Annotated in this window: 14 protein-coding genes; 9 read left to right on the plus strand and 5 right to left on the minus strand. The window is 40.2% G+C overall.

What is annotated here, in order from left to right; genetic code table 11:
• The first annotated feature begins 2 nt into the window (after positions 1-2).
• The gene (hisC, locus tag BCM40_RS01545) at positions 3-1,112 is read left to right on the plus strand and encodes a histidinol-phosphate transaminase (RefSeq protein ID WP_065527464.1); all 1,110 of its coding nucleotides are present in this window, start codon (positions 3-5) and stop codon (positions 1,110-1,112) included.
• 41 nt (positions 1,113-1,153) lie between these two features.
• Here the strand turns inward: hisC and BCM40_RS01550 are convergent, their stop codons facing one another.
• A complete protein-coding gene (locus BCM40_RS01550; protein ID WP_065527463.1) occupies positions 1,154-1,909 on the minus strand; it encodes a YwaF family protein in 756 nt (251 codons plus the stop codon).
• Positions 1,910-2,075: 166 nt separating this feature from the next.
• Here BCM40_RS01550 and BCM40_RS01555 point away from each other — a divergent pair, with 166 nt between their 5' ends.
• Positions 2,076-2,375, plus strand: coding sequence for a hypothetical protein (locus BCM40_RS01555; protein WP_065527462.1), 300 nt, complete (start codon positions 2,076-2,078; stop codon positions 2,373-2,375).
• A gap of 88 nt (positions 2,376-2,463) precedes the next feature.
• A complete protein-coding gene (locus tag BCM40_RS01560) occupies positions 2,464-2,832 on the plus strand; it encodes a nuclear transport factor 2 family protein (protein WP_065527461.1) in 369 nt (122 codons plus the stop codon).
• Between the two features lie 92 nt (positions 2,833-2,924).
• Here BCM40_RS01560 and BCM40_RS01565 read toward each other — a convergent pair whose 3' ends face one another.
• The 3 genes from BCM40_RS01565 to BCM40_RS01575 are packed head-to-tail and all read right to left on the minus strand — an operon-like array spanning position 2,925 to position 5,345.
• Positions 2,925-3,497, minus strand: a complete 573-nt coding sequence (locus tag BCM40_RS01565; RefSeq protein ID WP_065527460.1) for a 5' nucleotidase, NT5C type — start codon at positions 3,495-3,497, stop codon at positions 2,925-2,927.
• On the minus strand, positions 3,494-4,597 hold the full coding sequence (gene ribD / locus BCM40_RS01570) for a bifunctional diaminohydroxyphosphoribosylaminopyrimidine deaminase/5-amino-6-(5-phosphoribosylamino)uracil reductase RibD (protein ID WP_065527459.1): 1,104 nt from the start codon (positions 4,595-4,597) through the stop codon (positions 3,494-3,496). The genes BCM40_RS01565 and ribD overlap by 4 nt, the downstream gene beginning before the upstream one ends.
• Positions 4,584-5,345 (minus strand): GTP cyclohydrolase II, encoded by a 762-nt coding sequence (locus BCM40_RS01575; RefSeq protein ID WP_065527458.1) that lies wholly within the window; start codon positions 5,343-5,345, stop codon positions 4,584-4,586. Before BCM40_RS01575 ends, ribD begins: the two co-directional genes overlap by 14 nt.
• A gap of 244 nt (positions 5,346-5,589) precedes the next feature.
• Between BCM40_RS01575 and BCM40_RS01580 the strand changes: the two genes are divergently transcribed.
• The 3 genes from BCM40_RS01580 (at position 5,590) to BCM40_RS01590 (ending at position 7,632) form a co-directional block, all read left to right on the plus strand.
• Positions 5,590-6,087, plus strand: a complete 498-nt coding sequence (locus BCM40_RS01580) for a ferritin (RefSeq protein WP_065527457.1) — start codon at positions 5,590-5,592, stop codon at positions 6,085-6,087.
• 64 nt (positions 6,088-6,151) lie between these two features.
• Positions 6,152-6,883 carry an ABC transporter ATP-binding protein gene (locus tag BCM40_RS01585; RefSeq protein ID WP_065527456.1) on the plus strand — a complete coding sequence of 244 codons (732 nt, stop codon included), beginning with the start codon at positions 6,152-6,154 and terminating at the stop codon, positions 6,881-6,883.
• Positions 6,880-7,632, plus strand: a complete 753-nt coding sequence (locus BCM40_RS01590) for an ABC transporter permease (protein WP_065527455.1) — start codon at positions 6,880-6,882, stop codon at positions 7,630-7,632. Before BCM40_RS01585 ends, BCM40_RS01590 begins: the two co-directional genes overlap by 4 nt.
• A 42-nt stretch (positions 7,633-7,674) precedes the next feature.
• Here BCM40_RS01590 and BCM40_RS01595 read toward each other — a convergent pair whose 3' ends face one another.
• Positions 7,675-8,736: a saccharopine dehydrogenase family protein gene (locus BCM40_RS01595; protein ID WP_065527454.1), complete on the minus strand. Its 1,062-nt coding sequence runs from the start codon at positions 8,734-8,736 to the stop codon at positions 7,675-7,677.
• Positions 8,737-8,918: 182 nt separating this feature from the next.
• Here BCM40_RS01595 and BCM40_RS01600 point away from each other — a divergent pair, with 182 nt between their 5' ends.
• The 3 genes from BCM40_RS01600 (at position 8,919) to BCM40_RS01610 (ending at position 11,973) form a co-directional block, all read left to right on the plus strand.
• Positions 8,919-9,314: a DUF485 domain-containing protein gene (locus BCM40_RS01600; RefSeq protein ID WP_065527453.1), complete on the plus strand. Its 396-nt coding sequence runs from the start codon at positions 8,919-8,921 to the stop codon at positions 9,312-9,314.
• Positions 9,311-10,846, plus strand: a complete 1,536-nt coding sequence (locus tag BCM40_RS01605) for a solute symporter family protein (RefSeq protein WP_008428756.1) — start codon at positions 9,311-9,313, stop codon at positions 10,844-10,846. Before BCM40_RS01600 ends, BCM40_RS01605 begins: the two co-directional genes overlap by 4 nt.
• 122 nt (positions 10,847-10,968) lie before the next feature.
• Entirely contained in the window at positions 10,969-11,973 is a 1,005-nt protein-coding gene (locus tag BCM40_RS01610) for a S8 family peptidase (RefSeq protein WP_065527452.1), read from the plus strand.
• The last annotated feature ends 218 nt before the right edge of the window (positions 11,974-12,191 follow it).

The raw sequence follows: 12,191 nt of genomic DNA on the forward strand, positions 1-12,191 counted from the left end.
CTATGACAAGCTCAAGTAAAATCACAGCACGTAAAACATTAGACAAAATTCAGCCGTACTCACCAGGAAAGCCGATTTGGGAAGTGCAAAAAGAGTTAGGGTTAGACCGTGTCGTCAAGTTAGCGTCTAACGAAAATCCGTTAGGTCCATCACCTAAAGCAGTAGCAGCTATCCAAAACGGATTAGCAGGATTAAACCGTTACCCGGATGCAGATGCGAGTGCATTAAAAAAAGCGATTGGTGAAAAATATCAGGTAACACCAAAACAAGTGATTACAACCAACGGAGCAGATGAATTGATCACATTAATCTCTGAGGCTTTTCTTGAAGCAGGGGACGAAGTAATTGTTCCATCTCCTTCATTTAGTGAATACGACTTCGGAGCACATATTATGGGCGCTACCGTGGTACCTGTTCAATTTAAAGAAGGTTTCGAGTATGATGTAGACGCATTGATTTCAGCCGTTACGGAAAAAACGAAGATTATTTACATTTGTACGCCAAACAACCCAACAGGGACATATATTCCGAAATCGGATTTGGATAAGTTAGTCAATGCACTTGATGATGTATTAGTAGTGATTGATGCAGCTTACGATCATTTTGCAGATGCATCAGATTACACAAATGGTGTGGAATATGTGAATGCAGGGTACCCAGTTGTCACGTTGGAGACGTTCTCAAAAATTTACGGCATTGCTGGTGTACGCGTTGGTTTCGGAATTGCGCCTGAAGCGATTATTCAATCCATTTTAAAAGTAAAAGAGCCATTTAACGTCAATACATTAGCGCAACTTGCAGCGACCGCAGCCGTTGGAGATGCTGAACACGTTAAAACTTCACAAGAAACCAATAAAGCAGGCCGCCAGCAATTATACACAGCTTTTGACGAGCTTGGATTAACGTATATTGAAAGCATGGCTAACTTCGTGTTAGTACAAATTGGAGAAGATGGAGAAAACTTATACAAACAACTAATGGCTAAAGGTGTCATTGTTCGCCACGGGAAAATTTGGGGATTGCCTGATTACGTCCGAGTTTCCGTTGGGACAGAAGAAGAAAACCAATTCTTCATTGATGCGTTAACAAGTTTAGTAGTAAAACAAGCGTAGAGAAAAAGCTTCCGGTTCCGGAAGCTTTTTTATGTGTACTATTACCTTGCGTTAAACTTTTTAAGTCCTAAGTTTTTATGAGTGGGCTTGACGAATTTACGGAATAACATATATTGAATAGAAAATAACGCGAAAGTGGTTAAGCAAAGGTTAATGTAATACCACAGACCTTCTCCAAAAAAATCTAGAGGGGAAGTGGTTGTGGGACGTTGCATTAAAAAGAGGAAATTGGAATCTGTCCATGGATTGAGAAAAAATCCTACTATAGCGGCGTATAAAAGAAGTAAACCATAAACAGAAAAAAGAGACCGCATCGTAATAACTTGAGGACGACTTAAGGCTAAAAACAAGCAGGCCCATGTTATAGCAGTATGGTGAATAAAGAATTTCCAAAACCGAAAATGATGGTAGTCATAAGGTAATTCTGGAGTCACTAGTGCTAAAAAAGCGGGCAGTACTCCTAAAAAGAAGGCCAGTTGAATCCAGAAAGGACGCATAGTGAGTAGGCCAATTATGGAAACAACAGAAGCGACTCCGCATAGATGAAAAGGCATTTGGTTATGAAAGCGCCAAACGTCATTAGCGATAGCCCAGTAATGATAAGAAATTTCCGACGCTAAGAGGAAAACTAGCAATAACCAGCGTAACCAATAGACCCCTTGTTGGGTTTCTTTTAACTTATTTTTAAACGAGAAAAGAAGAAGACTCCCAATAAGAGCGATAGTGAGTACGATCAAGTGGCTCGTAGAAAAAAGAGTGAAATAATGAGTAGACGTCGCACCAAACCAGCTTTCCATGACGCATCACCTCCATCCAAAAAAATATTGTGAGAATAGTTTAACATTAATGGGCTGTTTAAGTGAATTGAAGCTGGTCGTTTCATCTAAGCATAAACAGATGTTTTGCATGAAAGGCTCTTTGTAAGATAAACTGCTTTAAAAGCTCCTTAGGAGGAATGCCGACATGGATCAACTAAAGTTATTGTCGTCTATCACTTATATCGACACGGAACGTTCCATTGAGGCTGGCGAAATGAAAATCGTTGAAACCGAGCGCAATATTGACTTATATAGAGATGCATTGATAACCCCAGGCACACAATTTCATGTTGCGAATGTATGGGATATCTCTTATAAGTCGTTTTCTTCAGAAGCTAGATTGTTATACCTTCATACACACCGTGGCGTACTGACATATATGATTTACACAGACCCGGATAAATTCGTAAAAACGTTTAAAAAATTGAAAAACGAGAATTATTAAAGAAGATAGGTTTTTTCCTGTCTTCTTTTTCGACTTTATAGAGTTACGTAGAAACGTATATGCATGTGATAGGAGAGGAGAAAAGAACATGGAGAACACTATCAACATTGCAAAACAATGGATTGAAAAAGTGAACGACAAAAACATTAACGCCGTACTAGAAGTTTCAGATCCTCATATTGAATTGGTCGGGCCAAGAGGTGTAGCAGAAGGCCACGATATTTTGCGGAAATGGATTGAACAGTCAGGCATTCATATGGAGACACAAGACTACTACGCGAAAGGTGACGAAGTAATTTGTGTTCAAAAAGCTACGTGGGAACACCAAAGTGGGCATGTCACAATCTATACGTATATGCAAATGAGAAATGGAAAAGTCCATCGCTTAGGAAGATACGACACATTGGATGATGCTTTCGGAGAATGTCATTTAAGTGAAGAAGACTTAGTTGAATAGAAAAAAGGACGGAGATAATTCTCCGTCCTTTTTTGATGATGTTGAATAGTGAGAGATACGCCAGCTGATAAAATAAAGAAATCGTCTGGCACTTACTTTAATTCACTATTTATCAAATCGCCCAACTCATCCCAATTTTTAACGCGGGGCAAATCAAGGTGGCGGTTATAAGATTGATCTTTAACAATCACGGTAACGGATTCACCCGTTAATGTATTTAAGACAGCTGGCTTGTCATCAAAATAATAATCCAACTGCAAACTTTTAATGATATCCACTTTTTCCGAATCTTTCATGCCACAAAAAAAGTTTTCTCTTGCGATAGGAAAGCCTTGTTCAACCATCCAATTGAATGTTTTTTCCGTGAATGCGATAGGACGCGACGTTATATAGTAGATTTCATGCCCATCTGATTCGAGCTGCTTTAACAAGTCGAGTGCATCGGCATACAATGGACAATCGGTGAAATACAGAAACTCTAACGAGCGATTCCACATGTTTTTACCTTCTTCGTCGCTCAATCCAAATGCCTCATGTATTTCCACACGGTTCAACTCGTGGAAAACAGCCAGATCTACGGGTTTGTTTAATTGTTTTTGGTAATAGTGAAAGGCGTATTCACGCAAATTAATCAAGGTATCGTCTATATCAAAACCGAATTTCATATGCTACTGCCTCGCTTTTCAGGGTAACCTGTAAATTTAAAGTCTTTGCCCACTTTGCTGAATTCACCATCGCGCAATTCTATGGCATCTTTCATCCACTCTACACCTGTTCCTTCAATAAAAGTCGGTGCCATTTTTCCACCTACAAGTTTTGGCGCAAAATAAAATACCACTTTATCGATCAAGTCATTTTCTAAGAATGCTGCATTGATCGTGCCGCCACCTTCGATAAATAATGAAGAAATGCCTTTTTCACCGAGCGTGCGAACAACGTCGACGACATCTACTTGCGTATCATGACTAGTTTCGAATACCAAAACGCCTAATTCTTCTAACGCTTTTCTTTTGTCGGCATCGTAATTTTGACTAGTAAAAATCCAAGTGTCCACAATCCCATCTGTAACAAGTTTGGAATCGAGTGGAATACGCAGTGTAGAATCTAATACAATGCGAAGCGGATTTCGACCATTTGAAATACGAGCTGTTAATTCAGGGTCGTCTTCAATAACGGTGCCTACCCCAACTAGAATAGCCATATGCTGACTACGCATTAAGTGAACATCTAATCGCGCTTCTTCTGCTGTAATCCATTTGCTATCCAGAGCGTGTGTAGCAATCTTGCCATCAAGTGTAGACGCTGCTTTTAAAGTCACAAAAGGAGTTTTCGTTACGATGAATTTATTGAAAACTTCGTTCATCTTTATGGCTTCTTCTTCACGAACCCCCACAATTACTTCGATTCCTGCTTTTTTTAACATTTGTACACCATTTCCGGCAACGATGGGATTGGGGTCTAAAGTTGCGATGACCACTTTATCAATGCCAGCATCGATAATTGCTTGCGCGCAAGGACCGGTCCGGCCGAAATGAGAGCAAGGTTCAAGCGTTACATAAATGGTAGCGCCACGACTCATGTCACCTGCCATGCGGAGTGCATGAATTTCAGCATGTGGCTCACCAGCTTTAAGGTGCGTTCCAATGCCAACTATTCGGTTGTCATTAACAATCACAGAGCCGACGAGAGGGTTAGGATCTGTTTGTCCTTTTAAGGTTTGTGCATTCGTCAAAGCAAGGTTCATATAAAAGTCATGGTTTGACATGCATAATGTCCTCCTCGTCCTTTAGGTGACCAGAACGATCGATTTTTGTTTGCAAGTAGTCTTGATTGTATTCGGATTTGTCTCCCCATAGAGAGGTTCGAGATGCAATTTGCAATCCGGCTTTTTCGATAGCATCGACTTTTTTAGGATTGTTGGTCATTAACGTAACAGGCTTAGTGCGAAGCGCTTGTAATACAGCAATCGCGTCCCCATAATTTCTAGAATCATCTACGTACCCTAGTTGTTCATTTGCTTCAACGGTATCATAGCCGTTTTCTTGTAGAACGTAAGCCATTGCTTTACTGAAAAGGCCAATGCCGCGCCCTTCATGATTGGCTAAATAAAACAATGCACCTGTGCCATGTTCGGTAATTCGTTTCATCGATTGTTTTAGTTGATAACCACAATCACAACGTTTACTACCAAAAATATCACCAGTGTGACAAATCGAGTGCATGCGGATTAATGCGTCTTCATTGTTTTCAAAATCTCCGTATACGAGAACACTCGATTGCTGGTATTCAGCAAGATTTGCTGAGTTGAGTTTTTCGATGATACTTTCGTAATCTTCTGTAACTTCATCAAGACTCAACCAGCAATACCAATTGAATACATAAGTTTCTTCATATAAATTCACGGGTAGCCGGATTGGTCCTACTAAGTATACGGCTCCTTCTTCAGTTTGAATCATTTGGATTTTCTCTTTTAATATCGCAAATACTTTTGGATCTAGCTTCATGTTTGTCATTTTAGTTCCCCCTACATGACTATCTACATAATATCGTACTACATCTTGTTACTAAAAGTAAGCTATTAGTCTCAGGAGGTTTTAAATGATAATAATTATCGTCTGGGAAAGGGTTATTCACTTCATAAGTGACATCTATTCTCAATTAAAAATCTTTATTCTCATTTGATTTGATTGTTTGCAGTGGCTATGTTATATTAACTACATTATAATAATTCTAAATAAGAAATAGGAGGAATAAAACATGTTATCAGAAAAACTAACGAATGCGTTAAATGATCAGTTCAATAATGAATTGCAAGCGGCACATGCGTATACGGCAATGGCGGCGTATTTTTCGAAAAAAGGGTACCATGGTTTTGCCAACTTCTATTTAATCCAATCGAAAGAAGAACATTACCATGCGATGAAATTTTATCATTATTTAGTAACAATGGATGAAAAGCCAGTGTTGCAGGCGTTAACTGAACCAAAAAATCATTTTAATAGTGCATTAGACGTTCTGGAAAATTCATTGGCTCAAGAGAAAAGCGTGACAAGCAATATTTATGCACTGGTCACATTGGCTGGTGAATTAGAAGAACATGCGACGTTATCGTTCTTAGATTGGTTTATCGAAGAACAAATGGAAGAAGAAAAATCGTTCCGTGATATTATTGCGAGAGTAAAAGCCATTGAAGAAGGCGGAGAATACTTCTTGAAAATGGATGATGAATTTGCTCAACGTAAACTAGAAGATTAATAGCAAGCCAAGCAGCACACTATAAAACGTGTGCTGTTTTTCTGCCTGAAAGGAAGTGACAATAATGTCTGTGAAATATAAACCGGCTATCCACTTTAATCATGTGGATTTTTCATTTGGCCAAATGCCAATTTTAAAAGGCATTACGGGTTCTTTTCCAGAAGGGAAAATTACGACGTTGGTCGGCCCGTCGGGAGCAGGGAAAACCACTTTACTGAAATTGTGTAACGGATTATTATCTCCACAATCGGGAGAAGTGTACATTAAGGAGCGCGAGATTGAAAGCTATGAGCCAGTGGAGCTGCGCCGCTTAGTTGGAATTGCACTTCAAAGTGCGCCGATGATTACAGGCAGCGTGTATGAAAATTTAAATTTGCCACTAGAGCTTCAAGGAGAGTCGCTCTCGAAAGACGATGCGCTTGAATTGTTGCATGATGTCGGATTGGAAAAAGAGCTTCTTGAGCGGAAAGTAAAAGATTTATCAGGTGGTCAACGTCAAAAAGTTTCCATTGCCAGAACACTTGTCAACAAACCGGAAGTTTTGTTACTTGATGAAATTACGTCTTCTTTAGATCGCACTTCTTTAAGAGAAATTGAAGAATTAATAGTTAAAATCAACCGGAAATACCACACCACGATTATTTGGATTACGCATAACTTGCAACAAGCGCTTGAAATTGGGGATTATACGTGGGTAATGATGGACGGTGAAGTGGTAGAAACCGGTGAAAGTGAGTTACTTAAAGGTCCGGTAAATGATAAAGTTAAACGGTTTGTTAGGGGGGAAGCGGAATGAGCTATTTGACGTTATCGATTACCTTAATTTTCGTATTGATTCCTCTCGTACTGTCTAAAACCTTAAAGCTTGGATTAGAAAAAGACACAATTATTGCCACGCTACGCTCGATTGTTCAATTATTGGCAGTTGGTTATGTACTCAAATTCGTTTTTGATTCGGATAGCTTACTTTATATTTTCATGATGGTTGGTTTGATGGTCGTTGCGGCTACCCATAACGCTCAGAAAAAAGGAGCGGCAATTCAAGGTATCACGACCAAAGTGGCGGTTACGTTAATCTCTGTAGAAGTACTCACGCAAAGTATTTTACTGGGCTTTAATATCACACCAGCAACTGCACAATACATTATCCCGATTAGCGGCATGGTCATTGGAAACTCGATGGTCTTATCCATCTTGTTCTTGAATCGCTTTACAGCAGAAGTAGAATCGCAGCAAGATCAAACCGAATTGATCTTATCGCTCGGGGGGACACCTAAACAGGCCATTCATCGACAATTAATCACGTCGATCAAAGCCAGTATGATTCCGACAATCGAAAGCCAGAAAACGGTAGGACTTGTTCAGTTGCCGGGAATGATGAGCGGTCAAATTATTGCGGGGGCCGACCCGATTCAAGCCGTGCAATTTCAATTGCTTATTATGTTCTTACTCTTAACAACTGCTGCTGTGACCAGTGTGATGCTAGGTTACTTATCATATCCGACGTTATTTAATCAACGGATGCAATTATTGAGAAGTAAATAATCGCTAAAAAGAGCCAAATTCGAATTACGAATTTGGCTCTTTTTAACGAGGGTAGAACGTATCGACTTCAAAGGCTCCTGAACCTGGTAGTTTTTCTACTAAACTAGAACCGAAAAGACCAGCAGGCGTGTAATAGCCCCCGTCAATTTTTTCCTTTAAAAGACGTTGAACAATATCTAGTGCCCCATAAACGGTTAAATCGTAAACATTCGCGGTTTGAATGCGAACAACTTTGACCACGCCCTCCGCATTTCTTGCTTCGCCCCATATGTAAGCAGGTGTATTTGCACGAAATTCATCATTCGGACCTTTTACTCGCTGCTCTACTTGTTTCTGCAATTTCTCTTTTACCCAATCGGATGCAAACAAAGGACTCGCCACTTTCATTAAACGAGCGCTTTGAACTTTTGACTTGCTCATTGGTATCCAAGTAGAAATGTTCGGAATTCCTGTCGTATAAAATGCGGTCGAAACATCACCCCACGGAATTCCCATTGCCGAACGCGAACCTCGACCAAAATCAATAGTGCGATGCTGACTGCCAAGTGCGACAGGTTCCAGCACACCATTTTTTCTATGCATACTACTTGATCCGAGGCCTTGAATCATGGTTTTAAACGTTCCTGGTGAAACGCCTGAATCTGAATCGAAACCAAGAGATAATTCAATTGCATCAGGTAGTTCTTCTTTTAACTTTAAAGCAGTGCAGTCTGTCGGGATAACATCAAAGCCGACCCCAGAACAAAGGATAATGTCTTTTTCTACTGCGTACATATGTTGGGAGTGGGTATATTCGAATACAGAAATTTCTCCTGTAATATCGAGGTAGTGGGTTTGTGCTTGCAAACATGCTTGAATCATCGGTTTACTAGTTTGTTCAAAAGGACCGGCACAGTGAAGAACCAAATCTATATCTTTTAATGAGTTTGCTGCCTGTCCATCTAACGGAAATGCTTGAAATGCTAGTGACAGTTCCTCGGCTAATGGTCGGATTTTATCAGCACTACGTCCTGCGAGTATAGGAGAAAACCCTCTTTTTACAGCTTCTCTAGCAATCAATTCACCTGTGTAGCCATTCGCCCCATAAATCATCCATTTCTTCATTTTATCGGCTCCCCTTGTTTTAGCTATTCTACTGTATTCTCTATATTTGTATAAAAACCTTTATGTAAAAGAGTTAAAAGAACTATCCTTACATTTTTTTACTTATAATGATTGACGTGGAAAATCAAAAGTGCTTTAATTATTTTAGATTCAGAAAAGTCTGATATTAAGGGGTGAAAGACGTGACGAAAGTAATCACAGAAAATGACACACAGCAGGATGCGAGGGGAGAGAAAAAGGTAACGCATGAAAGGCCAGTGGTTAAGGAGCCAGACTTTCAAAAAATCGAGAACTCTTCCGGTTTCAGAGAGTTGATGCATAAGAAGAAAAAATTTCTCATCTCGACAACCGCATTATTTTTGGGGCTGTATCTCTTATTTAATATCGTGATTTCCTATACCAATTGGTTGGACGCGCCTTTCATTGGAGACATAACATGGGTGTGGGTATTCGCTTTTTCTTTATTCGCCATGACGTGGATTCTTGTAACCGTTTACATGAAAAAAGCCGAAAAGTTTGATGCTATGGCTAAAGCTACGTTAAAAGAATTTGATTATGACGAGGAGGACACAAAATGAATGCTACGGTTATTTCTATTTTTATTTTTATCGTTGGAATTACCCTTGTCATAACTTATTTTGCAGCAAAACGTACAAATTCCGCTAGTGATTTTTATACAGCAGGTGGTGGTCTGACTGGCTGGCAAAATGGTTTGGCCATTGCAGGAGATTATCTATCAGCAGCTTCTTTTCTAGGGATTGCAGGAGCTATCGCTTTGTTTGGGTTTGATGGGTTCTTATTTTCTATCGGCTATCTGGTTGCCTATTTAGTGGTTCTTTTTATCGTTGCTGAACCGCTGCGTAATCTAGGGAAATACACGCTTGCTGATATGATCAATGCACGTTTTAACGCTAAAAAAGTTCGAGGAGCAGCAGCATTAAGTTCTATCACAATTGTCATATTCTATATGATTGCTCAATTGGTTGGGGCAGGAGCATTGATTCAATTGCTGTTTGGCATTGATTACATATGGGCTGTGTTGCTAGTTGGTATCATGATGACCATCTATGTATTATTTGGAGGGATGACAGCGACAAGCTGGGTACAAATTATCAAAGCAGTGTTATTGATGGTTGGTACGGTTATTTTATCGTTCTTAGTACTGAAGAATTTCAATTTTAACATTCTAGACATGTTCACGCAGATGAAGACAGCAACACCTCATGGTGAAGCGTATTTAAGTCCTGGAGTTAAATACAAAATCCCGTTGGATACCATTTCACTCATGCTTGCCTTGGTTCTTGGAACAGCAGGACTGCCACACATTTTAATGCGCTTTTTCACAGTCAAAGATGCAAAAACAGCACGAAGCTCAGTTATGTGGGCAACTTGGATTGTGGGGATTTTTTATGTCATGACCATTTTCCTTGGTTTCGGGGCTGCAGCTTTTGTGGGGTCTGACTTGATCACTTCAACAAATCCTGCTGGGAATATGGCTGCACCGCTATTGGCACAAGCCTTGGGTGGCGATATTTTAATGTCGTTTATTTCTGCAGTCGCGTTTGCGACGATTCTTGCTGTAGTAGCGGGTCTGGTATTGACCGGGGCTTCGGCTTTTGCTCATGATATTTATGGTCAAATTATTAAAAAAGGTCAAGCAACGGAACGGCAGCAAATGTTGGCAGCTCGTTATGCTTCTCTTGGGGTATCCGCATTTTCAATTTTGTTGGCGATTTTTGCGCAAAGCCTGAATGTCGCGTTTCTCGTGTCCCTAGCATTCTGTATTGCGGCGAGTGCCAATTTACCAGTTATTCTTTACACGATTTTCTGGAAACGATTTAATACGACAGGAGCAATATCGGCAATTTTAACAGGATTGATATCAGCATTAGTACTGGTGTCTTTAAGTCCGAGTGTGATGAATCCGGTGGCGGGCGCTGCGATTTTCGTAGGAGATCCAATTTTCCCATTAACTAACCCGGCATTATTCTCTGTGCCCCTTGGATTTATCGGTGGATGGGTTGGAACGATGCTGTCTAAAGAACTTGATGTCAAAAAATATTCTGAAGTCAATGTCCGTGCAAACACAGGTGGATTTAGACAATTGTAAAGAGCGCAAACCCGATGTTAAACATGCATCGGGTTTTTCAAATGGCAGAAAAAAGGATTCAACGAAACTACGCCGAATTAGGACAGTAAGAACAAAATCGGAAACTAAAGGGAGCGAGTTAAATGGCAAATCTAAAGTTAATTCCTTACCGAGTAGAAGAAATCGCCGATCAAGCACCACAGATTCCTCGAGGCGTAAGGATGATTCAAGCGCCGGAAATATGGCGGTGGGCAGAAAGAGGAAGAGGGAAAATCATCGCGATATTAGATACAGGATGCCAGCCTGATCACCCTGATTTAGAAGGTCGAATTGTAGATGGCAAAAACTTCACGCCTGATTACGATGGAGATCCAACAAATTTTGACGATAACAATGGTCATGGTACACATGTTGCAGGAACTGTTGCTGCTTCTTATCGAGAAAGCGGAGGCATAGCAGGTGTGGCTCCAGAAGCTCAGCTACTTATTTTAAAGGTGTTGTCCGGTGAAGGCAGTGGAGACTATCAAGGAATTATCGACGGGATTCAGTATGCAATTGATTGGAGAGGGCCAAATGGCGAGCATGTCCATGTCATTTCCATGTCTTTGGGAGGTCCGGAAGATGTGGAAGAGTTGCATGCAGTAGTGAAACGGGCAGTAGATGCAGGAATTCCAGTAGTGTGTGCAGCTGGTAACGAAGGAGACAATAAATACGATACAAATGAATACGCTTATCCGGGAGCTTACGGAGAAGTGATTCAAGTAGGGGCTGCGGATTTTAATCGTCGGATTGCCACTTTCAGCAATACGAATGATGAAATCGATTTAGTCGCTCCGGGAGTTGATATTTATTCAACCTTTCCAGGAGGCAAGTACGCGAGCTTTTCAGGAACTTCAATGGCGACACCGCATGTTTCAGGCGCATTAGCGCTGATTAAGAACATTGCAGAAAAAGAGTTTGCTCGTGAACTGACAGAGGCTGAGTTGTATGCGCAACTCGTTCGGCGAACCATGTCTATTGGTTATCCAAAAACCGCAGAAGGAAACGGATTATTAGCACTAGACATATTGAATAAGATTGAACAATTAGTTAAAGTGATCAATCAAGCGTATAACACAGATGAAAAACTGGACGTAAGAAAATTTTAAATTGCAAAAGCCACACATCTAATAGGCAACAACTTTTAGATACATGACTAGGATGAAGAAGAACCGGGTGCTCACGAGGCATTCGGTTTTTTTATTGGTAATTTTTAATAGCGCTTAATCAATATAAAATAATAAATTCAATTTAATTTCAAAAAAAGTGATCTAAAAGAAAACCCGTTGCGTTATGCCTGTATAACGAAAAAAAAAAAGAAAAAAAG

The sequence above is a fragment of the Planococcus donghaensis genome (assembly GCF_001687665.2).
GTDB lineage: Bacteria > Bacillota > Bacilli > Bacillales_A > Planococcaceae > Planococcus > Planococcus donghaensis.